General features: G+C 70.1%; 23 protein-coding genes, 1 tRNA gene and 3 pseudogenes. 9 read left to right on the plus strand and 18 right to left on the minus strand.

Annotated elements, in window-relative coordinates:
* Positions 1 to 38: 38 nt before the first annotated feature.
* From E6W39_RS31055 to E6W39_RS31070, 4 genes are all read left to right on the plus strand, one after another.
* Positions 39 to 1,253, plus strand: coding sequence for an RNA-guided endonuclease InsQ/TnpB family protein (locus E6W39_RS31055; protein ID WP_228718429.1), 1,215 nt, complete (start codon positions 39 to 41; stop codon positions 1,251 to 1,253).
* 114 nt (positions 1,254 to 1,367) lie between these two features.
* On the plus strand, positions 1,368 to 2,237 hold the full coding sequence (locus E6W39_RS31060; protein ID WP_141636316.1) for a helix-turn-helix domain-containing protein: 870 nt from the start codon (positions 1,368 to 1,370) through the stop codon (positions 2,235 to 2,237).
* 54 nt (positions 2,238 to 2,291) lie between these two features.
* Positions 2,292 to 3,749, plus strand: a complete 1,458-nt coding sequence (locus E6W39_RS31065) for an aldehyde dehydrogenase family protein (protein WP_141636317.1) — start codon at positions 2,292 to 2,294, stop codon at positions 3,747 to 3,749.
* 93 nt (positions 3,750 to 3,842) lie between these two features.
* Entirely contained in the window at positions 3,843 to 4,139 is a 297-nt protein-coding gene (locus tag E6W39_RS31070; RefSeq protein WP_141636318.1) for a hypothetical protein, read from the plus strand.
* A gap of 60 nt (positions 4,140 to 4,199) precedes the next feature.
* Here E6W39_RS31070 and E6W39_RS31075 read toward each other — a convergent pair.
* The 4 genes and pseudogenes from E6W39_RS31075 to E6W39_RS31090 all read right to left on the minus strand — a co-directional run bounded on the left by E6W39_RS31075 (position 4,200) and on the right by E6W39_RS31090 (position 9,548).
* A pseudogene (locus E6W39_RS31075) lies at positions 4,200 to 6,019 on the minus strand (bifunctional metallophosphatase/5'-nucleotidase).
* Between the two features lie 178 nt (positions 6,020 to 6,197).
* Positions 6,198 to 6,779 carry a hypothetical protein gene (locus tag E6W39_RS31080; protein WP_141636319.1) on the minus strand — a complete coding sequence of 194 codons (582 nt, stop codon included), beginning with the start codon at positions 6,777 to 6,779 and terminating at the stop codon, positions 6,198 to 6,200.
* Positions 6,766 to 8,430: a substrate-binding domain-containing protein gene (locus tag E6W39_RS31085; RefSeq protein ID WP_141636320.1), complete on the minus strand. Its 1,665-nt coding sequence runs from the start codon at positions 8,428 to 8,430 to the stop codon at positions 6,766 to 6,768. Before E6W39_RS31085 ends, E6W39_RS31080 begins: the two co-directional genes overlap by 14 nt.
* A 14-nt stretch (positions 8,431 to 8,444) precedes the next feature.
* Positions 8,445 to 9,548 carry a hypothetical protein gene (locus E6W39_RS31090; protein WP_141636321.1) on the minus strand — a complete coding sequence of 368 codons (1,104 nt, stop codon included), beginning with the start codon at positions 9,546 to 9,548 and terminating at the stop codon, positions 8,445 to 8,447.
* 269 nt (positions 9,549 to 9,817) lie between these two features.
* Here E6W39_RS31090 and pyk point away from each other — a divergent pair, with 269 nt between their 5' ends.
* Positions 9,818 to 11,245 carry a pyruvate kinase gene (gene pyk, locus E6W39_RS31095; protein WP_141636322.1) on the plus strand — a complete coding sequence of 476 codons (1,428 nt, stop codon included), beginning with the start codon at positions 9,818 to 9,820 and terminating at the stop codon, positions 11,243 to 11,245.
* A 52-nt stretch (positions 11,246 to 11,297) separates the two neighbouring features.
* Here pyk and E6W39_RS39855 read toward each other — a convergent pair whose 3' ends face one another.
* The gene (locus E6W39_RS39855) at positions 11,298 to 12,107 is read right to left on the minus strand and encodes a hypothetical protein (protein ID WP_181799516.1); all 810 of its coding nucleotides are present in this window, start codon (positions 12,105 to 12,107) and stop codon (positions 11,298 to 11,300) included.
* Positions 12,108 to 12,199: 92 nt separating this feature from the next.
* Between E6W39_RS39855 and E6W39_RS31105 the strand changes: the two genes are divergently transcribed.
* The gene (locus E6W39_RS31105; RefSeq protein WP_141636323.1) at positions 12,200 to 12,658 is read left to right on the plus strand and encodes a hypothetical protein; all 459 of its coding nucleotides are present in this window, start codon (positions 12,200 to 12,202) and stop codon (positions 12,656 to 12,658) included.
* Here E6W39_RS31105 and E6W39_RS31110 read toward each other — a convergent pair.
* The 7 genes and pseudogenes from E6W39_RS31110 to E6W39_RS43755 form a co-directional block, all read right to left on the minus strand.
* Positions 12,646 to 12,849 carry a hypothetical protein gene (locus E6W39_RS31110; RefSeq protein ID WP_141636324.1) on the minus strand — a complete coding sequence of 68 codons (204 nt, stop codon included), beginning with the start codon at positions 12,847 to 12,849 and terminating at the stop codon, positions 12,646 to 12,648. The genes E6W39_RS31105 and E6W39_RS31110 overlap by 13 nt on opposite strands.
* 105 nt (positions 12,850 to 12,954) lie before the next feature.
* The gene (locus tag E6W39_RS43185) at positions 12,955 to 14,766 is read right to left on the minus strand and encodes an ABC transporter ATP-binding protein (protein ID WP_141636325.1); all 1,812 of its coding nucleotides are present in this window, start codon (positions 14,764 to 14,766) and stop codon (positions 12,955 to 12,957) included.
* 135 nt (positions 14,767 to 14,901) lie between these two features.
* Positions 14,902 to 15,087 carry a hypothetical protein gene (locus E6W39_RS39860; RefSeq protein ID WP_181799517.1) on the minus strand — a complete coding sequence of 62 codons (186 nt, stop codon included), beginning with the start codon at positions 15,085 to 15,087 and terminating at the stop codon, positions 14,902 to 14,904.
* Positions 15,088 to 15,196: 109 nt separating this feature from the next.
* Positions 15,197 to 15,730, minus strand: a complete 534-nt coding sequence (locus tag E6W39_RS31125) for an NUDIX domain-containing protein (protein WP_141636326.1) — start codon at positions 15,728 to 15,730, stop codon at positions 15,197 to 15,199.
* Between the two features lie 327 nt (positions 15,731 to 16,057).
* A complete protein-coding gene (locus tag E6W39_RS31130) occupies positions 16,058 to 16,273 on the minus strand; it encodes a DUF397 domain-containing protein (RefSeq protein WP_141636327.1) in 216 nt (71 codons plus the stop codon).
* The gene (locus E6W39_RS31135) at positions 16,246 to 16,848 is read right to left on the minus strand and encodes a DUF5753 domain-containing protein (RefSeq protein ID WP_323809165.1); all 603 of its coding nucleotides are present in this window, start codon (positions 16,846 to 16,848) and stop codon (positions 16,246 to 16,248) included. Before E6W39_RS31135 ends, E6W39_RS31130 begins: the two co-directional genes overlap by 28 nt.
* A gap of 27 nt (positions 16,849 to 16,875) precedes the next feature.
* Positions 16,876 to 17,091, minus strand: a pseudogene (locus E6W39_RS43755) (helix-turn-helix domain-containing protein); the annotation flags it as partial.
* A gap of 338 nt (positions 17,092 to 17,429) precedes the next feature.
* On the opposite strand from E6W39_RS43755, the gene E6W39_RS31140 reads away from it, so the two are divergent.
* Positions 17,430 to 17,621 carry a hypothetical protein gene (locus tag E6W39_RS31140; RefSeq protein ID WP_141636328.1) on the plus strand — a complete coding sequence of 64 codons (192 nt, stop codon included), beginning with the start codon at positions 17,430 to 17,432 and terminating at the stop codon, positions 17,619 to 17,621.
* Positions 17,622 to 17,940: 319 nt separating this feature from the next.
* Entirely contained in the window at positions 17,941 to 18,351 is a 411-nt protein-coding gene (locus tag E6W39_RS31145; RefSeq protein WP_141636329.1) for an ATP-binding protein, read from the plus strand.
* Positions 18,352 to 18,477: 126 nt separating this feature from the next.
* On the opposite strand, the gene E6W39_RS31150 is transcribed toward E6W39_RS31145, so the two are convergent.
* From E6W39_RS31150 to E6W39_RS31160, 4 genes are all read right to left on the minus strand, one after another.
* Positions 18,478 to 19,485 (minus strand): glycosyltransferase family A protein, encoded by a 1,008-nt coding sequence (locus E6W39_RS31150; protein WP_181799518.1) that lies wholly within the window; start codon positions 19,483 to 19,485, stop codon positions 18,478 to 18,480.
* A 371-nt stretch (positions 19,486 to 19,856) separates the two neighbouring features.
* Entirely contained in the window at positions 19,857 to 20,144 is a 288-nt protein-coding gene (locus tag E6W39_RS43760) for a hypothetical protein (protein WP_323809110.1), read from the minus strand.
* On the minus strand, positions 20,108 to 20,638 hold the full coding sequence (locus E6W39_RS31155; protein WP_323809111.1) for a hypothetical protein: 531 nt from the start codon (positions 20,636 to 20,638) through the stop codon (positions 20,108 to 20,110). Before E6W39_RS31155 ends, E6W39_RS43760 begins: the two co-directional genes overlap by 37 nt.
* 97 nt (positions 20,639 to 20,735) lie before the next feature.
* A tRNA-Leu gene (locus E6W39_RS31160) sits at positions 20,736 to 20,808 on the minus strand.
* A gap of 99 nt (positions 20,809 to 20,907) precedes the next feature.
* On the opposite strand from E6W39_RS31160, the gene E6W39_RS31165 reads away from it, so the two are divergent.
* On the plus strand, positions 20,908 to 21,558 hold the full coding sequence (locus tag E6W39_RS31165) for an ANTAR domain-containing response regulator (RefSeq protein ID WP_141636331.1): 651 nt from the start codon (positions 20,908 to 20,910) through the stop codon (positions 21,556 to 21,558).
* A 55-nt stretch (positions 21,559 to 21,613) separates the two neighbouring features.
* Here E6W39_RS31165 and E6W39_RS31170 read toward each other — a convergent pair.
* Both E6W39_RS31170 and E6W39_RS31175 read right to left on the minus strand, forming a co-directional pair.
* Positions 21,614 to 22,332 (minus strand): annotated as a pseudogene (locus E6W39_RS31170) (ABC transporter ATP-binding protein).
* Positions 22,329 to 23,216, minus strand: coding sequence for an ABC transporter ATP-binding protein (locus tag E6W39_RS31175; protein ID WP_141636332.1), 888 nt, complete (start codon positions 23,214 to 23,216; stop codon positions 22,329 to 22,331). Before E6W39_RS31175 ends, E6W39_RS31170 begins: the two are co-directional and overlap by 4 nt.

Genomic DNA, 23,216 nt, shown 5'->3' on the forward strand with positions numbered 1-23,216 from the left:
TTTGAGCATTCGATTTTGTGTGAACTATGTTCCATCGTATGAAGATTGTGGTTCGGGTGAAGCTGGAACCGTCGCCGTGTCAGGCCGACGCGCTCACCGCGACACTGCGGGCGTGCAACCGGGCCGCGAACCACATTTCCGAGGTTGCGTTCGCCAAAGGTGAGATCCGCCGCAACGGGCTGCAGCCATTGGTGTACCGGCACGTCAAGAACGCCTACGAGCTCGGGGCGCAGGCCACTGTGCGGTCGGTGAAGAAGGTCTGCGACGCGTACGCGACGCTGAAAGCCAACCTTCGGGCTGGGAACCTCGGCCCGAAGGGAAGCAAGCGACGCAACAAAGCAGAATCCAGGCCGATCGCGTTCCACCCCGAGGCGGCCCAGCCCTTCGACGACCGGATGCTGTCATGGAACACCGACGAGAAGACGGTGTCGATCTGGACAACGGCCGGGCGACTGAAGGGCATCGGATTCCGCTGTTCCTCAGCTGCGCTGCGGATGCTTACGGAGCACCGGCGTGGCGAGTCCGATCTCGTCCACCGCGACGGCCAGTGGTACCTGTACGCGACCTGTGACATCCCTGCCCCACCCTTGGCCGAGCCCACCGACTGGATCGGCGTAGACCTCGGGATCGTCAACATCGCCACCACATCGGACGGAGTGGTATGGGCTGGGCGAGGCCTGAACCGGCACCGCGCCCGCATGGTCGCCCTGCGCGCCAAGCTCCAGAGGAAGGGCACCAAGTCCGCCAAGCGGGCCCTCAAGCGGCAGCGCCGCAAGGAGTCGCGTCGGGCAACTGAGATCAACCACATCATCTCCAAAACCATCGTCACAGCCGCTGAACGCACCTCACGTGGAATCGCCTTGGAAGACCTGACGGGCATCCGCGAGAGGGTCAAGGCCAAGCACGACCAGCGGTATCTCCTCCACTCCTGGGCGTTCGCCCAGCTCGGAACATTCGTGGAGTACAAGGCCCAACGCGCCGGTGTCCCGGTCGTACGCGTCAACCCGGCCTATACCTCCCGGCAGTGCTCCGCCTGCTGGCATACTCACAAAAAGAATCGAGTGGACCAGGCCACGTTCGCGTGCCGCGCCTGCGGAATGACCATGCACGCGGATGTCAACGGCTCCCGCAACATCCGCCATCGCGCGGCTGGTGCGTGGCAGCGGGGCACAGTCAACTGCCCCACCAGCACCGGTCGGAGTGCTGGTCAGACGCGGACGCCGTCGAGGGGCGACTTCTCGGGGACACGGTGAGCTGCAAGCCCGGGACTTCAATCCCAGGCAGTTGACAGCATTCACTTAATGCTTGTGACGCACCTTCATGGCAGACTGCCGCGCGTAGCGGGCGGTTCGAGGAGGACGGGGCGGATGAACAGCACGGTGGGCAGCGGCAGCGGGGTGACGGTTCGTCGGCTGCTGCTGGGATCCCAGCTGCGCCGGCTGCGCGAGGCGCAGGGGGTGAGCCGGGAGGACGCCGGCTACGAGATCCGCGCCTCGGAGTCGAAGATCGGGCGGATGGAGCTGGGCCGGGTCAGCTTCAAGGAGCGTGACGTGGCCGACCTGCTCACCCTGTACGGCGTGAGCGACCCCAAGCAGCGCGGCGAACTGCTCGGCATGGTCCGGATCGCCAACGCCGTGCCCTGGTGGCACGACTACACCGACGTGGTGCCGGCCTGGTTCCAGAGCTACCTGGGCTTCGAGGAGGCGGCCGACCGTATTTGTGCCTACGAGGTGCAGTTCGTCCCCGGCCTGCTGCAGACCGAGGAGTACGCCCGCGCCGTGATCCGGCTCGGCAGCCAGAGCGCCCCGGAGGGCGAGATCGAGCGGCGGGTCGAGGTGCGGATGCGCCGCCAGCGCCTACTCACCGGCGAGCAGGCCCCGCGGCTGGCCATGGTGATCGACGAGGCGGCGCTGCGCCGGCCGTGCGGCGGGCCCGAGGTGATGCGCGGGCAGCTGCTCCACCTGCTGGAGCTGGCCGAGCGCCCCGGCATCGAGTTGCAGGTGATGCCGCTGGGCAGCGCCGGACTGCGGGCCGAGAGCGGCACCTTCTCGCTGCTCGGCTTCCGCGAGCCGGACCTCGCCGACGTGGTCTACCTGGAGCAGTTCACCACCGCCCTCTACCTGGACCGGCCGCGCGAAGTCGCCGAGTACCGCGACACGTTGGGCCGATTGCGGGAGGACAGCCTGAGCCCGGAATCGAGCCGGGAGCTTCTGTCGAGGATGCTCCAAGAGGCCTGACGCATCAGTAGGATGATCGGCTGTCAGTTCGCGCCAACTCGCAAGGGGCTTCAGGTGTCGCACTTTACGGAACTCGCCCTGCAGTACATCGACGGACAGTGGCGCCAGGGCAGCGGCTCCTGGGAGATCGTCGACATCAACCCGTTCGACGGCGAGAAGCTGGCCAGCATCACGGTGGCCACCGTCGGCGAGGTCGACGAGGCCTACCGCGCGGCCGAGCGGGCGCAGAAGGAGTGGGCGAAGCAGAACCCCTACGCCCGCCGGCTGGTCTTCGAGCGGGCGCTGCGGCTGCTCGAGGAGCGCGAGCAGGAGATCACCGAGACCATCATCGCCGAGCTCGGCGGCACCTACCTCAAGGCCGGCTTCGAGCTCTCGCTCACCAAGGACATGCTGCGCGAGTGCATGCAGCTGTCGCTGCGCCCGGAGGGCCGGATCCTGCCGTCGCCGGTGGACGGCAAGGAGAACCGGGTCTACCGGCTGCCGGTCGGCGTGGTCGGCGTGATCAGCCCGTTCAACTTCCCGCTCTTCCTCTCCACCAAGGCGGTCGCCCCGGCGCTGGCGCTCGGCAACGGCGTGGTGCTCAAGCCGCACCAGGACGCGCCGATCACCGGCGGCACCCTGCTCGCCAAGCTCTTCGAGGACGCCGGACTGCCCGCCGGCCTGTTCAACGTGGTCGTCACCGACATCGCCGAGATCGGTGACGCGCTGCTGGAGCACCCGGTGCCCAAAGCCATCGCCTTCACCGGTTCGGACCGGGTCGGCCGGCACGTCGCCACCGTCGCCGCCTCGCACTTCAAGCGCTCGGTGCTGGAGCTGGGCGGCAACAGCGCGCTGATCGTGCTGGACGACGCCGACGTCGACTACGCGGTGGACGCGGCCGTGTTCAGCCGGTTCGCACACCAGGGGCAGGTCTGCATGGCCGCCAACCGGGTGCTGGTGGACCGCACGGTCCTGGCCGAGTTCACCGAGAAGTTCGTGGCCAAGGTCGCCTCGCTCACGGTCGGCGACCCCAAGGACCCGAACACCCAGATCGGCCCGCTGATCAACTCCACCCAGGCCGACGCGATCAACGCCGAGGTGGACCGCGTGGTGGCCGCCGGCGCCACCGTGCTGCTGCGCGGCAGCTCCGTCGGCACCCTGGTGTCGCCGGTGGTGCTCACCGACATCCCGGCCGAATCACCGCTGCTGCAGCGCGAGTTGTTCGGTCCGGTAGTGATGCTGATCCCGTTCGACGGCGAGGACGAGGCGATCGAGATCGCCAACGACACCCCGTTCGGGCTGAGCGGCGCGGTGCACAGCGCCTCGGTGGAGCGCGGCGTCCGGGTGGCGCAGCGGATCGACAGCGGCATGATCCACGTCAATGACGGGACCATCGCCGACGAGGCGATCGTGCCGTTCGGCGGCGAGAAGAACTCGGGCGTGGGCCGCCTCAACGGCGAGTCCACCGTGGAGGCCTTCACCACCCAGAAGTGGATCTCCATCCAGCACGGGCGGTCGCCCTTCCCGTTTTAGACAAGAGGGGTCCGTTCTGAGGAACGAGCCGTTCTGAGGCTGAGCATGGCTGGGCCTACCATCACAGAAGAGGTATGGATGGGAGGCCCAGCCATGACCAAGCGACCGAAGCCCAGCAGCAGGCTCCGCCAAGGCACCCAGGCCCTGCTGGAGCGGCGCGGCATGATGGCCGCCGCCCCCGGCGGCAAGCCCCGCCCGATCGGGCCGGAGCTGCACACCCAGCTGTCCGCCGCCCAGGGGAAGACCGCCGGCTACGGCAGCTATGCCGCGCTGGCCGGCCAGGCCGGCCGCCGGGTGCCCGAGGAGCGCGCCCACACCGGGGCCCAGCCCGCGCACGTCGAGCTCAAGGGCCACCGGCACCGCGGCGCCGAGCGGCACTCCGCGCACTGAACCCGCGCACGGCTCGGCCCCCGCAGCCCTTCGGGGCGGCGGGGGCCGACGCACGTGTGACTACGGGAAGACCGGCGCGCCGGCCCGCACCAGCCGCCAGGAAACCGCCGCGAAGTCGGCCGGGTCGATCACGCCCTTGGCCTTCACCCAGGCGATCATCGTGTTGCGGATCTCGTCCGAGCTGGTCCACACCTGCTTGGCGGCGGCGACGTGCGGGAAGTTGCCGCCGCCGTTGGCCCGGTAGTTGTTGACGGCCAGCACGAACTGCCCGGCCGGGTCGACCGGCTTGCCCGCGTACGACAGGTTGACGATCCGCGAACCGACCGGCTGCGAGATGTCGATGTCGTAGCCCAGTCCGTAGATCGAGTCGAAGTTGTAGTCCGGGATGCCGTTCTGGTTGGTCAGGGTGTCCGGGTTGACCGGCGCGCCCGGGGCCAGCTGGGCGAAGTACGTCATCGAGAACTCGAGGTAGTCCTTGAGCTGGCTGCCCGTCATCAGTCGGGCCTCCAGGGTGTTCTCGTAGATGTAGAGGCCCGCGACATCGCGCAGCTTCAGCGTGCCGGCCGGGATGTCGGCGGTCCGGTTGAACGGCGCGGCCTGGGCCACCACCGGCAGGTTGGCGTAACTCGTGCCCGCCAGCGCCGCCTTGACGGTGTCCTGCTGCACCCTGCCGATCAGGTCGATGATCGGGGTGTCCTTGAACCGCGCCTGGGCGATCGACAGGTCCACCTTGCTGGTGCCGATCACCTGGTTGACGTAGGCGACCACCTTGTCGTGCTGCTCCTTCAGCAGCATGACGATCTCCTGGTCCTCGTCCACGGTGTTGGAGTTGAGCACCCGGGAGCTGAGCGAGCTGACCGACCAGACGCCCTTCTCGAACTGCACCTCGAAGTCGAACCGGCTCAGCCGCTGACCCCAGCAGAGCGGCTCGGAGAGCACCACGGTCTTGCCGGTCTGCTTGTTGACGACCAGGCGCTGCGGCACCTCCTTGTGGGTGTGGCCGACCAGCACCGCGTCGATCCCGGGCACCTCGGCGGCCATCTCGCCGGAGGCGTCCTCGGGGAACGGGAGCTGGGTGCCGTAGGAGGAGGGCTCGTCGATCCCGGAGTGCGCGGACACGATCACGATGTCGGCGCCCGCGGCCTTCAGCTTGGGCACGTAGATCTTGGCCGCCTCGACGATGCCGTTGAAGGTCATCTGGCCCTGCACGTTGGCCTTGTCCCAGATCGCGATGCCCGGGTTGGTCAGGCCCAGGATGCCCACCTTCAGCGGCCGGCCGCCGCCCAGGTGCAGCGTCTGGATCACGTAGGGCTGGAAGGCGGGCTTCTCGTCCTTGGCGTGCAGCGCGTTGGCGCCCAGCAGCGGGAAGTCCAGCTGCTCCTCGAAGGCCTTGACGGTGGGGATGCCGTAGTTGAACTCGTGGTTGCCCAGCGCCGCCGCGTCGTAGCCGATGACGTTCATCGCGGTGGCCATCGGGTGCTCGGGGGCGTCGTCGCCGGTGATCGGCTCGACCCGGGCGAAGTAGTAGCTGAGCTGGGTGCCCTGGATGATGTCGCCGGCGTCGATCAGCAGGGTGCGGTCCCAACCCACCTCGTCACGCACCTGGTTGACCAGGGTGGAGATCTTGGCCAGGCCGACCGCGTTGTGCTGCGCGTCGGTGTAGACGGCGTCGGTGAAGTAGTCCCAGTTGACGGCGTGGCCGTGCACATCGGTGGTGCCCATCACGGTGAACTTCGCCTTGTGCGGCCCGGGCGGCGGTGCTGCGGCTCGGCCTCGGCCGCCGCAGGCTCGGCGGCGGCCACCGACACCCCCGACACCAGGGCGGCGCCGGCCGCGGTGGCGGCGGTCCGGGTGACGAAGTCGCGGCGGTTCAAGGGCATGGGGTCACTCCAGTGGGGTCGAACGGGTGGTGACACGTGATGACGCGCGTAGAGATACGCGCGTAGAAGTGTGCCCTGAAACCACCCGCCGCGAACAGACCCCAAATATGGACTGGAGGTGACGAGTTCCCGACATCGGGGTGCCGGGAGTTTGACGGTGGCTCAGATCGAGCTGCGGCTAACAGTGCGTCAAGCGGGCCAGCGCATGGTCCACCCGGGACAGGAACTCGTCCGTCGGATCGGTCGCCTGCGGCTCCATCCGCTGCCACAGCAGCGCCCGTTCGTACCAGTCCAGGGTGCTGGTCAGCTGCCGTGCGACGGTGTCCGCGACCTCGTCGGTCGCCGGTACGGCCAGCCGGGCGCCGCACACGGCCAGCAACTGCTGGGCGGCCCGGGCGGCCTCGCTCGGCCAGCCGCCGGGCGCCGGCTCGGCCGAGCGCTCCAGGACCTCGGCACGCAGCACCTCGACGGGAGTGGGGACCAAGAGCCGCTCCTCGACGCCCGGTTGCCGGGTGCCGCCGTCCTGCCCGACCGGAGGCGGGGGCGGTGGCGGGGGCGGGGGCTGCGTGCCGCCCGCGAAGCTCCACCCGAGCACCGCCCCCGCGCCGTACAGCCCCACCGCCATCGCCGCCGTCCAGACCCCCACTCCGGCGGCCAGCCCGCTCACCACGCCGATCGCGGCGCCCCCGCTGCCCAGGTAGTGCGCGCGGCTGCCGAACCAGGAGGCGAGCCGCCCGCCGCCCGGCTCACTGGTAGCCACGGATCTCCTCGAACACGCCGTCCAGCGAACTCGTCAGGGCGTCGAACAGCCGCCCGCCGGTCAGGTCCGCGATGCCCTGCAACTGGTCCTTGGCACCCTCGCCGAACAGGATCGGAAAGACCGGGATCGCCTGCCGGCCCGCTGGCAGCGCCTTGTAGAACGCGGAGAAGTCGCCCGCCGTGGCGCCCTCGTTGCTCTCCCCGTCGGTCATCAGCACGATCGAGGTGAACCGGTCGTCGCCGGCCTGCGCCTGCTGGCCGGCGAGCTCGCGGTAGGCGGTCTCCAGGGTGTCGTAGATGGCGGTGCCGCCGCCGGCCGACAGGCTCCGCACATCGGAGTCGATCGCGGCCAGCTCGTTCTGCGGGTTGTCGGCCGGGACTTGGTGGACCTTCTCCCACTTCACCGCGTCGGCGAAGGAGATCAGGGTGACCTGCTCGCGGTCGCGGAACCCGTCCACGCTGTGGCTGCCGTCCGCGCCGGTGAGCAGGCCGAGCGCCTTCTTCAGGTTCGCCAGCCGATCGCCCGCCATCGAGCCCGAGGTGTCCAGCACGTAGAGCGTGCGGGACGGCCGGCGCAGCTGGTTCTGGTAGGCCGCCAGCAGCCCGTCCGCCACTGGACGGCTGCCGGGGAACGGGAGTTCGGGCCGCCGGTCGGTGCTCAGGCCGGCGCCCGGCTGCACCCCGGCGACCACCGGGCGGCGCTCGGTGGTGTCGGTGATCTTGCGCTGGGTGTCCTGGCGCAGGAGGTAGGCCGTCAGCCGGCTGAACGCGTCCTTGGCCTGCGACGGTGCCGAAGCCAGCAGGGTCAGCGGGTAGTCCGCGGAGACCACGCCGTCGGTCGGGCGGATCACGGTCAGCTGGGCGTCGCCCGGCAGCGTCCGGTTGAGCTCCAGCAGCACCGACTCGTAGTTGACCAGCGCGCCGACCTGGGCGCCGGTGCCGCCCGTCGCGGTGCGCTGGTAGGACTGGGCCAGCCAGCCGGAGGAGCCCGAGGTGAGCTTCTGCCCGGCGAAGAAGGTGCGCAGCGCGGGGGAGGCCTTGGCCACGTCGGCGTCGGTCAGCGCGGCCTGGGCGCCGGAGAACGCCGAGGCCAGCCCGATCAGCGCGGACAGCCCGGAGTTGGACTGGGCGGGGTCGGTCATCCCGAAGGTCAGCTTGCCCTGGCCGACCGCGTCGCCGATCTGCGACCAGCTGACCTTGGCCGGATCCCAGCCGAGGCCGGAGAGCACCGAGGATCGCACCCCGAACGCCACCGGCGAGTCCATCACCGGTGTCTCCGAGAGCAGCTTGCCGGCCGCCGCCTGGTCGAGCCGCAGGTAGCGGTTGGACGGGAACCAGAGCGCGTCGTACGTCCCGTCCGCCCGGCCGGCACTGACCGTGTTCGCGCCGTCCAGGGTGCCGGTGTAGCTGAGCTTGACGGTGACCCCGGTGGCCTTCTGGGCGTCGTCCAGGATCGGCTGCATGTCCTGCAGTTCGCTGCCGCCCAGCACCCGCAGGGTGTACGGCGCGCCGCTCGGCGCGGGGGCGGCGCTGCCGCTGGCGCTGGCGGTCGGGGCCGGCTCGGGCGCGGAGCCGCTGCTGCAGCCGGTGACGGCGGTCAGCAGCACCGCCAGGGCACCGAGGGCGGCGCGGCGCGGCAGGTGGCGGACCATCGGTCGGCTCCTCATCACTGGCCGCTGGGGACGGCGCGGTTGACCAGCTGCTGCAGCAGATCGCTGGTCGGGGGCGGTGGCTGGGAGGTGCCCAGCGACTTCAGGTCGGCCGGGAACTGCTGGTTGTCCTTCTGCTGCAGGTCCTTGGCGAGCAGGCCCGGGTCGCTCTCCGGGCGGAAGCCGAACCGCGCCTCCAGCTTGACCAGGTCGGGGTCGGTCGCCAGCGCGGCGGAGACCCGGGCCGCCTTGGCCGTCAACTCCACGACGGTGTGGTCACTCTGGATGTCGTAGTCCGGATAGATGACGGTGCTGCCGGCCGGCAGGGTGCCGGCCAGTGCCTGCTCGGCGACCTCGGACTCGTATGTCCAGCTGAGCGGGCGTTCGGTGCCGGCCACGAAGTCGCGGAACAACTGGTCACTACTGGACAGCATGGCGCCCTGGTAGCCCATCAGCTTCTGCAGAGCCGGTCCGACCCGGTCGATGTCGCTCTGACTGGCCACCACCTTCTGGCCGTTGCCCAGGTAGGACATCAGCGCCAGGTAGAGCGAGGCCGAGGAGGAGCTGCGCGGATCGGTGGTGGCGATGTAGATCTGGCCGGACAGGCCGGCCGGCCGGTTCTCCTGGCGCGGCAGGCCGGTCCAGGCCGTGCCGGCGGACGCGGCCGCCCAGTAGGCCTGCATGTCCATCACCCACACCTTGTCCTTCTGGGAGGCCAGCCCGTTCTGCTTCATGAAGGCGGCCACATCGGGCGTGGTCAGCACCACCAGCGGGGAGTAGAACGGCCGCACCTTGGTGGTGGTGATCGCGGTGGGGATCGAGTCGGCTGCCACCGAGCTGGCCGGGATGGCGAAGTCGTAGCTGCCGCCCTTGAGTTCGTTCTTCATCTGCCAGGATCCGGCATGCTGCACGCTGACGGTGAGGCCGAGCTTGCTGAAGGCCCGCTGCACCTCGGGGCTGGCGAAGAAGTCCGCCTTCTCGGAGCCGATCAACCCGGTGACGGTGGTCTGCGCGGCAGGCGTCGGCGACGATCCGCAGCAGGTCTTGGTGATCACGATGGCGGCCACGGCGGCCACCAGGGCGAACGCCACCAGGATCCCCACCAACTGCTGCCGACGCATCGGCTCCCCCAAGGTCCGTCGGCCCACGGCCGGTTGTCGGACCCAGAGCGTCCCGCCGGGCGCCGAGCGGCGCCCGTACCGGCGGTGAACCGGAGGTGAACAGCCCTTCACGGATCCGCATCGGACGCCCCTGCTCGCACGCTCAATTCCGGCTGGCGGAAACGGAACTTACCATTCGTCAGAAAGTTCAACGAAGCTTTCAGGTTCGGTCATGTGACCGACCGTCGGAACGTGGTTGTTACGCGCGGGTAGTGCATACTCTCGGAACCATGCGCCGAGCAAAAATCGTCTGCACACTCGGGCCCGCCACGGATTCGTACGACCAGATCAAGGCCCTGGTCGACGCCGGGATGGACATCGCCCGACTCAATCTGAGCCACGGCTCCCACGCCGAACACGAGGAGCGGTACCGCAGGGTCCGCAAGGCCGCCGACGAGGCCGGCCGAAGTGTCGGCATCCTGGTCGATCTTCAAGGCCCGAAGATCCGACTCGACACCTTCGCCGAGGGGCCGGTACTCCTCGAACGTGGCGATGAGTTCACCATCACCGTGGAGGACGTCCCCGGCGACCGCTTCAGCTGCGGCACCACCTACAAGGGCCTCGCCGCGGACGTCGGCCGCGGCGAGCGGATCCTGGTCGACGACGGCCGGGTCAGCCTGGAGGTCACCCAGGTGGACGGGCCGCGGGTCCGCTGCCTCGTCATCGAAGGGGGCCTGGTCTCCGACCACAAGGGCCTCAACCTGCCCGGAGTCGCCGTCTCGGTGCCCGCGCTCAGCGACAAGGACGTCGCCGACCTGCGCTGGGCCCTGCGGACCGGCGCCGACCTGATCGCCCTCTCGTTCGTCCGCAGCGGCAAGGACATCGAGGATGTGCACAGCGTGATGGCCGAGGAGGGGCGCTTCCTCCCGGTCATCGCCAAGGTGGAGAAGCCGCAGGCCGTGGACGCCCTGGACGGCATCGTGGCCGCCTTCGACGGCATCATGGTGGCCCGCGGCGACCTGGGCGTGGAAATGCCGCTGGAACAGGTCCCGCTGGTCCAGAAGCAGGCCATCAAGCTCGCCAGGCGGAACGCCAAGCCGGTCATCGTCGCCACCCAGATGCTCGACTCGATGATCAACGCCTCCCGGCCCACCCGCGCCGAGGCCTCCGACGTGGCCAACGCCGTGCTCGACGGCACCGACGCCGTGATGCTCTCCGGGGAGACCTCGGTCGGCAAGTACCCCATCGAGACCGTCAAGACCATGGGCCGGATCATCGAGGCGGTCGAGGACGACGTGCTGGCCGCCGGCCTGCCGCCGCTGACCACCGGCACCAAGCCGCGCACCCAGGGCGGCGCGGTGGCCCGGGCGGCCGCCGAGATCGGGGACTTCCTGCACGCCAAGTACCTGATCGCCTTCACCCAGTCCGGCGACACCGCCCGCCGGCTGACCCGCTACCGCAGCCCGATCCCGGTGCTCGCCTTCACCTACGAGCAGGCGGTGCGCAGCCAGTTGGCACTCACCTGGGGCGTGGAGACCTTCCTCGGCCCGTTCGTGCCCACCACCGATGAGATGGTCGCCCAGGTCGACGCCCAACTGCTCAGCCTGGGGCGCTGCCAGCGCGGCGACATCGTGATCATCACCGCCGGCTCCCCGCCCGGTGTGGCCGGCTCCACCAACCTGGTGCGGGTGCACCACGTGGGCGAGTTGGACAACTGACCGAACGGCAAAAGGTGTTGGGGCAGTGCGCCGCGCACTGCCCCAACACCCGCTAGCGGCCCGTCAGATGCGCCACGGCCTCCTCCCAGCTGCCGGTGTGCACGGGCAGCGGCCGCAGAGCGGCGGCCAGCGCGTGGACGGCGTCCCCGGCGGCCGGGCGGGCGATCCAGTTGACGATCGACGCCAGCAGCCAGGCCCTGGTCGGCGCGGCGCCCGTCTGGGGCGGCTGGGTCAGCACCGCGGTGACCGCGGCGCCCGGTTGGCCGGGCAGCTGCAGGGCCTCGGGGGCGGCCCGCAGCGTGGTGTAGGGCTCGGGCCGCAACCGCCAGCCGGCCCGCTCCAGTTGCCGGGCGCGTTTGACCAGGTCGGACATCCAGCTGCGGGGGAAGAGCACCGCCTGCCCGCCCTCGCGCACGGCCGCACCGCACAGCAGCGCGATGTCGCCCTGGGGCGCGGCCGCCTGGCGGGCGTAGCCGGCCAGCACGGCCGCCAGGGCCTGGTGCAGGGCCTCGGGGGTGCGGGCGCGGGCCAGCAGCTCGCCGCCGCGGAACAGCAGGTGGAGGGTGCCCGGGCGGTCCACGGTGAGGGTGACCGGCGTGTAGCCGTGGTCGAGGACGCCGCCGGCGGCGGCTTCGGCGATCCGGCGGGCCTCGGCGCCACGCACCGCGATGCCCAGGCGGGTGCCGGCGACCCGGGCGGTGAGGACCGCGTCGACCGGCTCGGCGGCCACGCTGACCGAGCAACTGGTCGGCGCCTCAACGGTGGTGGCGCCAGGATCGGCGCCGCTGAGCGCGACCAGGGCGCGGCTGACCTCGTCGAAGCCGGTGCGGATCCGGGGCGGTCGGCCGGGCGCGAGGTGCACGGCGGTGGGGGTGCCCCGGCTCGCGGCGCGCCGGCCGAGGCGGGTGAGGTGCTCGCGCGCGGGGTGGCGACCGGGCGGCCGAGGAGCCTGGTGTGGTCGGTGGCGGCGCTGGCGCCGGCGATGTCGGCGATGTCGGCGGCGTCTTCGGTGTCGACCAGGAGTACCGAGGCGTCAAGCTGCGTCAGGCTGTGGGCGTTTGCCGCCAGGTCGGCGCCCAGCTGGGTGCAGAAGGCGCAGCCGGCTGCCATCGCCACCACGAGCACCTGATGCGGCACCAGGGTGGCGCAATCGGCGGCGGCCGCCTCCAGGTCGTCCTGGGCGGCGGGGGTGCTGGGCTCATCGCCTCGGGTGACGAAGCCGGCGGCGCGCCACTGGGAGAAGCAGCTCTCGTGCTGGGCGCGGTGTTCGGCAGCGGGGGCCGGCCGCGGAGCCAGCCCAGGGCGGTCGGGCTGAGGAAGGCCGCGGCGGGTCTGCCGGTGTCCAGCAGGACGCCGCCGCTGCCCAACTCGGCCACGACCACCCCGGGTAGCAACTTCATCTACGGCTGCTGACAGAAGCCGCTGAAGCCGTTCTGCGACACGCACACGAGGCCTGGGCAGCAGCCCACGCTCCCCGTGCAGCCTTCTCCTTGGATCCGGCAGGCGGTGGGGGCGATGAAGGAGTCGGTGAAGACCTCCTCGATCGCAGCGATCAGGTCAGCGTCGGGCGCGTCAATGCGCGCCTCTTCCACGTAAGTGAGCATACGTACAGTCTGCTGGACGGCCGCTGGCCAGGTCGATCGCCCACCCGGGTGAAGCGGGTTACTGAGAAGTCAACTCGCCTGTGAGGAAAGCGTGATGATGGTTACTCACGAGAAGTCGGCGTCCTGGTACGCGTCGGCCTGGGCGCGGAACAGGGTCGCGTAGTGGGCGCCCGCCCGCAGCAACTCCCCATGGCTGCCCTCCTCGACCACCCGGCCGCCCGCCAGCACGTAGATCCGGTCGGCCTGCCGAACGCTGCGCAGCCGGTGGGAGATCAGCACCACCGTGCGGCCCGCGAACAACTGCCGCAGCTGCGAGAAGAGTTGGTCCTCGGCCTGGGCATCGAGCGCCGCCGTGGGCTCGTCCAGGATGACCAGCGGGGCATCGCGGTAGAAGGCGCGGGCCAGCGCCAGCCGCTGCCACTGCCCGCCGGACAGGTCCGCGCCCCCGGTGAACTCCTTGCCCAACGGCGTCAGCAGGCCGCCCGGGAGCCCCCTGAGGAAGTCCAGCGCCCCGGCCTGCCGCGCCGCCTCGTGCACGCGATCCAGGTCGGCGGCGGCATGCGGACGGCCGAAGGCGATGTTGTCCAGCGCCGCGAGCCGGTAGCGGGTGAAGTCCTGGAAGACCACCGCCGTCCGCTCGCGATGCGCCGCGAGGTCCGTGACCGCCGTGCCGCCCAGCAGCAGCCGCCCGCTGTCCGGCGGATACAGCCCCGCCAGCAGATTGGCGAGCGTCGACTTGCCCGAACCGTTCACCCCGACCAGGGCCACCACCTGCCCGGGCCGCAGCTCCAGGCTCACCTCCCGCACCGCCGGGCCGTCCGCGCCGGGATAGCCGAAGCACAGCCGCTCGGCGCTCAACGTGCCGAACTCGGCTGCCGGGTCCTGCGGTTGGCGAGGCGTGACCACCCGCGCGACCGCCGGAGCCGTGAAGCTCCGCAGATCGGTCAGGCGCAGCAGGTTCTCGCCGATGCCGGAGAGCATGCCCGCGAAGGTGTTGAGCCGCGCCGACAGCAGCCACACGCCCGCCACCGCCGCCCCGGCCACCGACAGCGGCAGCAGACGACGGCCGGCCGCCCACCACAGGCACCCGACCGCCAGACAGGTCAGCACCGCCCCGACCGCCTGGGCCGCCATCCGGCGCCGGGCGTGCGCCGTCAGCAGCGCCTCGGTGTCGCGGACCTCCCGCGCGTACTCCGCCTGCCAGCGCCCGGTCAGGACCTCGCCCAGATCCAGCGCCCGGATCTCCCTGGCCTCGCCGCGCCCGGTGAGCAGCCGCTCCAGGTACTCCCGAAGCCGCCGGCTCTCCGACAGTCCGTGGTGCAGCTCGTGGTGGGCGCTGCGCTCCCGACCCGCCGCCCTGACTGTCGGCACCGCGCTGACCAGCACCAGCGGCAGCAGCCACCACGCCATGACCACGAACGCACCGCCCACCGCCAGCACCGTCAGGACCGCCTGGAACGCGGTGACCAGCAGGACGACGGCCATGGCCGGCTGGCGGCGCGAGGCGAAGACCGCCCGCTGCAGCCGATCGTGGAAATCCGGCTCCTCGAAGCGCGGCAACTCGGCCGCCACCGCGGCCTCCAGCACCATCCCCGCCACCAGGCGGTCCACCTTGACCGTCAGCACCGCCATCCGCGCCGCCCCCGACAGCCGCAGGGCACCGAACGCGCCCCCCGCCACCAGCAGCACCACCACGGCGGGCACCAGGCCCGGCGACCTCCCCGCCGCCCCCGGACCGTGCGCCAGCACCGACCCCAGCGCCCCCTGCACCAGCACCAGCCCACCGGCCATCGCGCCCGCCAGCAGCACCTGCACCAGCACCACGTGGACCAGGGCCCGCCGGTCGGCCAGCCAGGCCAGCCGGACCGCGAAGGCCGCCGAGGAGACCAGGGTGCCAACCCGCCGTTCAGCCGCCATCGGCCCGCCACCGTTCCGTCCTTCGACCACTGACCACTCGGCCACGCGATCAGAGCAACGACGGGTGCGGGGCCGGGGAAACGGCCTGCGGTTACGAGGAGGTGCGGCCGACCACCGCGGTGCGGGCTATCTGGGTCAGCTTCGCCACCTCGAAGGCGCTGTAGAACCGCCGGCCAGCAGCGAGAACTTCACGCCCTCCCGGCCGCCCGGGCGGCGGAACCCCTCGGGCAGCAGCCGGCGGTAGTGCTCGGCCGCCCGGTGGAAGAACTGCGGCCGCTCGCCCCGGCTGACGCAACCGGCCAGGTCGACACGGACAGGCACCTCCCGGCTGCCGACTCTTGCTGCACTGAACGCGACGGAGCCCGGTCACTCCGGAAGGAGGACGGCGGGGCTCCAGGCGATCACAGCGATGCAATCCGGGCGAGCCGTGTCAGTCGTCCCAGCGCATCAGGACAGGCCGGCCATCACTGAGGTAGCGCGCATGTCCATCCGCCAGTGCCAGGAGTGCGGCGTCATAGCGGTTCTGGAGGCGGGTCCGCAGGCGGCCGCGAACGTGTTCAGCGGGCAGCATGGCGACCTCCGACAACTCGGCGTCGTGGGGCCGGAGCCCGGCGACAGCCTCGGCGCTAATCCGGCCGCCGTCGAATATGAACGCCAGCTGGTCGTCCCAAGGGCCGTGTGGCGGCACCCAGTCCACCACGAGCAGACCCCGCAGCACGACATCGAGCCCAAGTTCCTCCCGCAGCTCCCGCCGCGCTGCCTCCTCCGGCGCTTCATTCGCCTCGACCATGCCGCCGGGAAGGTCCCAACCCTTCTTGTACACCGGGTTCACGACCAGGACCCTCCCTTCTGCGTCCCTGATGATCACATCAGCCGCCGCCCGCTTCCTGGCCTGCTTGGCGTTCCCCTCAGCCAGGTACGCGTACCACGCGTCCGGATCGTCAGGTGTCGGCGCTGGCTTCATGCTCGGCTCCTCCCCGCGACGGCGGCATGATGTCGGCAAGCAGCAGCATGCGTGCTGCGCGTGCTTCACCGAATCGTGCCAGGTGCTCACCTACGGGCCGGTACGCGCGGTGACCAGCCACTCAGGTTGAACCCGCTTGCCGAGGGCGCCGACGGACCTTGACCCCGCGATGTCCTGGCGTTCACCGGACAAGCGCGACTCAAGCGCGTCACGGCTCACCTGACGAGTTGCCCTTCAGCGCTGTCTGCATCGAACGTCTTGAGCAACACGAAGCCCCTGCTGAATCGTTGGGCGATCGCACAGGGGCTTGGTGTCGTGGGGAGTTCGTCAGGCGGCGAAGTCGCCGTCCTTGAGGCCCGCGACGAAGGCGGCGAAGCCGGTGGGGGTGAAGGTGAGGGATGGGCCCTCGGGGTCCTTGGAGTCGCGGACGGGGATGACGCCGGGGAGGTTGGCGGCGACCTCGACGCACTGGCCGCCGTTGTCGCTGTAGCTGGACTTGAACCACTCGGGGTTGGTCAACGGAGTTCCCTTCGTACCTTGCATACGAGCGCTACGGACGCTGCCTGTGACAACGCTTCCGCTTGCAGCTGATGATAGGCCGTCAGTAGCGGTAGCACGGTGTCCGTTTCCCGCTCGAACTGTCCTCGCAGCGCCGACTCCGCGTAGGCGGCCACGGACCGGTCCGGCATGGTCAGCAGACTGACCGGGAGGCTAAGGCTGCGCGCTTCCCCTATGTCGTACGGGGCCACCTGGAAGACCGTGTTAGGCAAATCGGCGAAGGCGAGCAGGTGGTCCAGCTGTTTGGCCATCACGGTAGGACCGCCAACCACTCGACGGATGCAGCTCTCGTCCAGCACCGTATGCACCAAAGGGGCCGGCTGGGCGGTGATCCGGGCCTGTCGCTGCGCAAGCACCGCGAGGCGCTCGTCGGCCTGTGCCTGGGTGATGCTGCCCCGGCGAACCGCCCCGGTTGCGAGCGCCACTGCATACTCCGTTGTCTGCAGCGAGCCGTAAATGACGCCCAGCTCGAAGAGCCGCAGCTCGACCGCCCTCGCCTCGTGCTCCAGGTACTCCGGGAAGCCTCGCAGCAGTGACGTTCGACGGATGTCCCAGAGCATGTCCCGGAACTTGGTTCCCGTGCCAAAAACCTCGTCAACTCTCCGGGCAAAACGGGGAGTTGGAGGCTTCCTGCCAGTTTCCACGGCCGAGATATGTGTCCCCGAGTACCCCAACCGTACGGCCGCCTCATCCTGGGTCCAGCCTCGCTCCTCGCGTGCCCGCCGAAGCTCGGCACCGAAGGCGGCGCGCGGAGACCTGGTCGGATCGAGTTCCAAGCGATTCAAGATCCAATCCCCCTTCATTTCTGACAAGTTGAAGCTGCTCCGACCCTACGGGACAGTGGTTGTCCTCGGTAGCGGAACAACTACGGAGAGGGATCAATTTCGTGCTGCGGCGTGTCGGCCTGCCGACCACAGATATTTCTCAACTCGCTTGATTGACCGCCGATTTGGTGGGAGATCGCGCGCACGGGGCTGCCCGAGCCAGCAGTCCGATCAGGCCTTCGTTCACTCGGACGGCGGAGCGTGTGATCAGGATGGCGATCCCGCCGAGTTCGAACATGTGACTAATTCTCACAAGTTGAAGACCGCACGGCATAGATACCGGCCCCCCAACCTCCTTGCAGTGAAAGGACGTCGTCATGAGCAACCCCACCCCGCCCTTGTCACCCGCCCAGGCCGCCGCCCTGTCCGAGCTGCGCTCCCTCGGGCGCACCCTGGACCGCCAGGTGACCGGGCGCACCGGCGCCACCGCCCCCGAGGTGGATGCCACGCTCCGCCTGATGAAGCAGCTGCACACCGAGATCGTGACCGGGGTCCACAGCGACGCCTAACGGTCGGCAGACTCCCGCAGGGCAGGGCGTCTCTGCGGGTCCGGCCCCTCGCCGGTGGCGTGGGAGGGGTCCAACCCCGCCTCGCGCAATGGGCGTTGACGCGCGGCGGAACCCCGGTCCCGCCCGCAGGCGCCCCCCGTCGCCGGCGGGTGGGACCAATCACCACCACACCGACTCCCGCGTGACCGAGCTTGGGGAAGCAGCCGCGCGGGCCGCCCGCCCCGGTCGCCGCCCCGTGCACGGCGACCGACCGGGGCGGGCTACCACACCCACAGGGGGCGATCCACCACCACTGGAGCAGCACATGCGTCTTGTTCCCATGCCCACCGCGACCGTTGACCACCAGGCCGACGCCACCGGCGAAGGCGGCCTGCTCGCGCTCGTCGTGCGATCCACCTTGCGAACGGCCCGCCACCGCCTGCGTGACCACCTCACCGCTCACGGCCTGGCCTCCGACGACGCCTGCCTGGTGCTTTCCGAGCTCGTCGGAAACTCGCTGCTGCACGGCGGCGAGACCGCCGCCGTCGCCTGGCGCCTGTGCGGCGACCGCCTCCACATCGGGGTCGCCGACGCCGCCGCCCACAGCCTCCCGGTCATCGAGGATGCCTGCACACGTGAGGGGGGCCGAGGCCTCCTCCTCGTCGACCAGCTCACCGAGGCGTGGGGCGTCCGCCCTCTCGGCGCGCTCGGTAAGGAGACCTGGTGCCGTCTGCCGGTCAAAGCGGCTTGAGCGGGCAGCGAGCGGGCCGACCGACCTGGCACGCTTCACCAACCGGGTGCGGATGCACCGCGTTGGTCAGTAGGGGAACTGGGCGAGCTGCCCGGGGCGGGTGCGGAGCACTGCCCCGGGCCGTGGTCAGGACGCGTTTCGGCCGGTCACCGCGGTGCGGGCTATCTGGGTCAGCTTCGCCACCTCGAAGGCGCTGTACGAACCGCCGGCCAGCAGCGAGAACTTCACGCCCTCCCGGCCGCCCGGGCGGCGGAACCCCTCGGGCAGCAGCCGGCGGTAGTGCTCGGCCGCCCGATGGAAGAACTGCGGCCGCTCGGCCCGGCTGACACAACCCGCCAGGTCCAGCACGAACAGGTAGTGCTGGACCATCCGCCGGAACAGGAACGGGCGCACCAGGTCCGCCGCGGTCAGCGACAGCCCGTTCAGCAACTCGAAACTGCGCTCGTACTGGTCGAAGAGGTCGAACTCGCTGGCCCCCGGAGAAGCGGTCGGATGCACCGTCTGGCGGCGCCGCAACTGCACCAGTTCATCCGCCAGCGCCACCGCCCGGCGGGCCCGCAGCAGCGCCTGGTGCACCACCGATATCTCCTCGTAGCGCCCGTCCGGGAACGCCAGCTGGGCATCCATCCACAGCTCGCGGCTGATCAACCGGTCCCAGGCCTGCGCGGGCACCCCGAACACCTCCGGGCGCTCCACTGGCGTGAACGCCGCCGCCCCCAGCCCGCCGAGCACCGCCTGCGCCGCACCCGGCCAGACCCGCTCCCGGTGCAGCCGGGTGTGCCCGAACAGCACCACCTCGGCCTCCGGCTCCGCGCGCAGCCGGTCGGCCAGGGTCAGGAACGCCCCCGGCGTCACCAGGTGGTCGGCGTCCAGGAACAGCAGGTACCGCCCCTGCGCCCGCGCCGCCCCCGCGTTCCGCGCCCGCCCCACCCCGACCGCCGCGTTCAACCGCAGCACCGACACCCGGTCGTCCGCCGTCTGCGCGACCGCCGCCGGCGACTGCGCCGACCGGTCCGCCACCACGATCACCTCGAACCCCCCGAAGGACTGGTCGAGGATCGAATCCAGGCACTCGGCCAGCTGTCCCTGCTGGTCATAGGCGGGAACGACGACGGAGAGGAGCGGCTGCGGCATGAGGCCAGAAGGTAGGTCGCCCCTTGGGCGGTGGCAAGCCGCGCGGGTGCCTAAAACGGGCGCATGGTGACGAACCGTCTGCCCTGCACACGACATCCTCACTTTGCGGGTGGGGAGTCGGCACAGGCTGGGGGATTGCTGGGGGTGGAGATGCGGTGATGCGGGATCGGGTGCGGGACGTCACTCGTCGGGGTGGCGCCGGAGGGAGACCAGAGTGCGCGCGACGACAGGGCGCTTCACTGGCGATTGTGAGTGAGAACAACCGGACCGCGCACGTGCCGTGGAAGCAGCTGCGGCAGGAGATTCTTGGCCGTGCTGGAGCGGGTGTGGAGTACGAGGCCACGAGGGTCCGGGCCGGGACTCCGGCTGGATCAGTACTTGGGGTCGATGTGGCGGTCCAGCAGGGCCACGGAGTCGCGGTGGGCGATGGAGATGTCTGTGCTGCCCGTGGGGCGGTCGCGGGCCTTCCACAGGACGCCGACGGCATCGAGGGTCGCGGTGAACAGGCGCAGGATGTCGGGGGACTTGTTGGTGAGGAAGTAGCGCGGGTACTCGTGGCACCGGGTGATGCCGTTGGTGGTGCAGGTGGCCCAGTTGACGATCCGGCAGCCATCCGCGTGGATCAGGCCGCGGAGCAGGCCCCAGGGATGGGAGTCCACGATGGCTTGCTGCCAAGGGATGAGTGAGACATCGCGCTCGTGCTTGGGGCCCGGCCGTGCTGGGGGAAGAGGCAGGGGAGGTGCTGCGAATAGACCTTGACGTCCTGGCAGCCAGATCGACGGACTCGGCAGGGCGTGTTGTTCGGAAGGACTTCCCGAACTGCTTGTTCGACCGCCTCGATGATGCCCGGCCACTTGTTGTCGCAGGTGATGGTCAGGTGATAAGTCCGCTGCTGCTTGGGACGGAGGATGTGGCCGCCACCCAGGTAGAGACCGAGCAGGTACGCATAAGCACGCTCGTTGAGTTGGTCTCCGTGGCAGACGGGGCAGGTCGAACGCTTGCGCCCGGGAAGCTCGCCGCGCTTTGCTCGGTCACCGTGCTTCCATGAGCCGACCGTGCCGTACGGCACGGCGAGCCGACGTGCGACTTCGGCATTCTTGACGCCGCCGCGGAGAAGCAGAACGGCCTCATCCCGGACCGAGCGATTGGTCATGGGACCAGTGTGGAGCGATGTCGGCCCACGATTCTCGGGAATGATCGAAAATCACCCGAGGCAGTGAACTCCTCGCACTCGGGAATTAAAGGAAAAGTGCCCCGGGTGGGATTCGAACCCACGCTGTCGGTGGTTTGAGCACCGTGTCTCTTCCGCTGGACTACCGAGGCATCCTCAGAATCGAAGGTTTCCCTTGACCCTGTGCGATCCAAACATACCGTGTCTCGGTACCCTCGTGCATGCACCCCCGGCCCGGAACGAGGAGTCACGTGAGCACCGCCGACGAGCAGCCCCAGGCGCTGGAGACCGATTCGTCCCAGATCACCCGGATTGTGATCGCGGAGGACGAGGCGCTGATCCGGCTCGACCTCAAGGAGATGCTGGAGGAGGAGGGCTACACCGTGGTCGGCGAGGCCGGCGACGGGGAGACGGCGGTGCGGCTGGTGGAGGAGCTGCGGCCGGATCTGGCGATCTTCGATGTGAAGATGCCGGTTCTGGACGGGCTCTCGGCGGCCGAGCGGATCCATGAGGCGCACCTGGCTCCGGTGCTGATGCTGACCGCCTTCTCGCAGCGGGAGCTGGTGGAGCGGGCGCGGGATGCGGGGGCGATGGCGTACATCGTCAAGCCGTTCTCCAAGAGCGACCTGGTGCCGGCTATCGAGATGGCGGTCTCGCGCTACACCGAGATGCGGGCGCTGGAGGGCGAGGTCGCGGATCTGACCAAGCGGTTGGAGACGCGCAAGCTGGTGGACCGGGCGAAGAGCGTGCTGCAGACCAAGTTCGGGCTGAGCGAGCCGGACGCGTTCCGGTGGATCCAGAAGACCTCGATGGACCGGCGGATGACGATGGCCGCGGTGGCCGAGGCCGTGATCGAGGAGGGCGCGGCCCAGGACCGCAAGAAGGCCGACGAACAGCAGTAGCAGGAGCGGGAGTTGTCGGCCGGTCGGCGCGGGAGCGCCGGCCGGCCGACGGTTCTCAGTCCTCCCCGAGGTACGACTTGCGCACCGACTCGTCCTGCAGCAGCGCCGCGCCCGTGCCGCTGAGCACGATCCGGCCGGTCTGCATCACATAGCCCTGGTCGGAGAGCGAGAGCGCGGCCTGCGCGTTCTGCTCGACCAGCAGGACGGTGGTGCCGGCGGACTTGAGCTCCACGATGGTCGCCATGATCTTCTGCATCATGAGCGGGGACAGGCCATGGAGGGCTCGTCGAGCATGAGCAGCTTGGGGCGGGACATCAGCGCCCTGCCCATGGCGAGCATCTGCTGCTCACCGCCGGAGAGGGTGCCGGCGGCCTGCTTCCGGCGTTCGCCGAGGATCGGGAAGAGCGTGTAGGCGCGTTCGATGTCCTCGGTGATGCCGGCCTGGTCCTTGCGCAGGAACGCGCCGAGCAGCAGGTTCTCCTCGATGGTCATGCGCGGGAAGATGTGCCGGCCCTCGGGGGAGTGGGCCAGTCCGAGCGAGACGATCCGGTGGGCGGGGATGCCGCCGAGGGCCTGCCCGTCGAATCGGATGCTGCCCGCGGTGGGGCGGAGCAGGCCGGAGAGGGTGCGCAGGGTGGTGGTCTTGCCGGCGCCGTTGGTGCCGATCAGGGTGGTGACCGAGCCCTGGGCGACGGTGAAGCTGATGCCCTTGACGGCTTCGATCTTGCCGTAGGCGACGCGGAGGTCCTCGACCTCGAGGAGTGCGGTGGTCATGCGGAGGGCTCCGTGGATTGTGCGTCCGTGGGCTGTGCGTCCGTGGCTTGAGCGCCTGCGGGTTGCTCGGCGGTCGGCTGCCCGGCAGGTGGCTGCCCGGCGGTCGGCTGCTCGAGGGGCTCGCCGAGGTAGGCGGTGATGACCCGTTCGTCGTTCTGCACGGTCTCCCGGTCGCCCTCGACGATCTTCTGGCCCTGCACCAGCACGGCGGTGCGGTCGCAGAGGTTGAAGATGAACCGCATGTCGTGCTCGATGACCAGGATGGCGATCCCGCGGTCGCGGATGGCGAAGACCAACTCCTCGGCGGCCCTGGTCTCCTGGGGGTTCATGCCGGCGGTGGGTTCGTCGAGCAGCAGCAGTCCGGGTTCGCTGGCCAGGGCGCGGGCGATCTCCAGTTTCCGCTGCTCGCCGTAGGGCAGGTTGCGGGCCAGGTGGTCGGCCTTGTCGGCGAGGCCGGTGAACTCCAGGAGGGCCATGGCCCTTTCGCGGTTGTCCGCCTCGGAGCGGCGGTAGCCGGGGCCGCGGATCAGGGCCGCGAGCAGGCCCTCCTTGGTGCGGGTGTGCCGGCCGACCAGGACGTTCTCCAGCACGGTCATGTTGGCGAACAACCGGATGTTCTGGAAGGTGCGGGCGATGCCGGCCTGGGTGACCAGGTGCGGCTTGGGCGGCAGTACCCGGTCGCGGTAGCTGACGGTGCCCTCGGTGGGGACGTAGAGCCCGGTGAGGCAGTTGAAGAAGGTGGTCTTGCCGGCGCCGTTGGGGCCGATCAGCCCGATGATCTCGCCTTCGCGGACGGTCAGGTCGACGTTGTTGACGGCGGTGAGGCCGCCGAAGCGCATGGTGACGCCGCGGGCGTCGAGGAGCGGGGTGCTACCGGTGCTCAT

Origin of the sequence: Kitasatospora acidiphila (genome assembly GCF_006636205.1) — a bacterium.
Taxonomy (GTDB): domain Bacteria; phylum Actinomycetota; class Actinomycetes; order Streptomycetales; family Streptomycetaceae; genus Kitasatospora; species Kitasatospora acidiphila.

Excerpts from the sequence above, each read along its gene's own strand:
- E6W39_RS31110 (WP_141636324.1), bottom strand. The coding sequence starts at position 12,849 with ATGCTCACTTACGTGGAAGAGGCGCGCATTGACGCGCCCGACGCTGAC.
- E6W39_RS31055 (WP_228718429.1), top strand. The coding sequence starts at position 39 with ATGAAGATTGTGGTTCGGGTGAAGCTGGAACCGTCGCCGTGTCAGGCC.
- E6W39_RS31070 (WP_141636318.1), top strand. The coding sequence starts at position 3,843 with ATGACCAAGCGACCGAAGCCCAGCAGCAGGCTCCGCCAAGGCACCCAG.
- E6W39_RS31175 (WP_141636332.1), bottom strand. The coding sequence starts at position 23,216 with ATGAGCACCGGTAGCACCCCGCTCCTCGACGCCCGCGGCGTCACCATG.
- E6W39_RS43185 (WP_141636325.1), bottom strand. The coding sequence starts at position 14,766 with ATGGCGGCTGAACGGCGGGTTGGCACCCTGGTCTCCTCGGCGGCCTTC.
- E6W39_RS31145 (WP_141636329.1), top strand. The coding sequence starts at position 17,941 with ATGCCCACCGCGACCGTTGACCACCAGGCCGACGCCACCGGCGAAGGC.
- E6W39_RS31125 (WP_141636326.1), bottom strand. The coding sequence starts at position 15,730 with ATGAAGCCAGCGCCGACACCTGACGATCCGGACGCGTGGTACGCGTAC.
- E6W39_RS31155 (WP_323809111.1), bottom strand. The coding sequence starts at position 20,638 with ATGACCAATCGCTCGGTCCGGGATGAGGCCGTTCTGCTTCTCCGCGGC.
- E6W39_RS31150 (WP_181799518.1), bottom strand. The coding sequence starts at position 19,485 with ATGCCGCAGCCGCTCCTCTCCGTCGTCGTTCCCGCCTATGACCAGCAG.
- E6W39_RS31130 (WP_141636327.1), bottom strand. The coding sequence starts at position 16,273 with ATGCAAGGTACGAAGGGAACTCCGTTGACCAACCCCGAGTGGTTCAAG.
- E6W39_RS31140 (WP_141636328.1), top strand. The coding sequence starts at position 17,430 with ATGAGCAACCCCACCCCGCCCTTGTCACCCGCCCAGGCCGCCGCCCTG.
- E6W39_RS31135 (WP_323809165.1), bottom strand. The coding sequence starts at position 16,848 with ATGCTCTGGGACATCCGTCGAACGTCACTGCTGCGAGGCTTCCCGGAG.
- E6W39_RS31085 (WP_141636320.1), bottom strand. The coding sequence starts at position 8,430 with ATGGTCCGCCACCTGCCGCGCCGCGCCGCCCTCGGTGCCCTGGCGGTG.
- E6W39_RS31090 (WP_141636321.1), bottom strand. The coding sequence starts at position 9,548 with ATGCGTCGGCAGCAGTTGGTGGGGATCCTGGTGGCGTTCGCCCTGGTG.
- E6W39_RS31060 (WP_141636316.1), top strand. The coding sequence starts at position 1,368 with ATGAACAGCACGGTGGGCAGCGGCAGCGGGGTGACGGTTCGTCGGCTG.
- pyk (WP_141636322.1), top strand. The coding sequence starts at position 9,818 with ATGCGCCGAGCAAAAATCGTCTGCACACTCGGGCCCGCCACGGATTCG.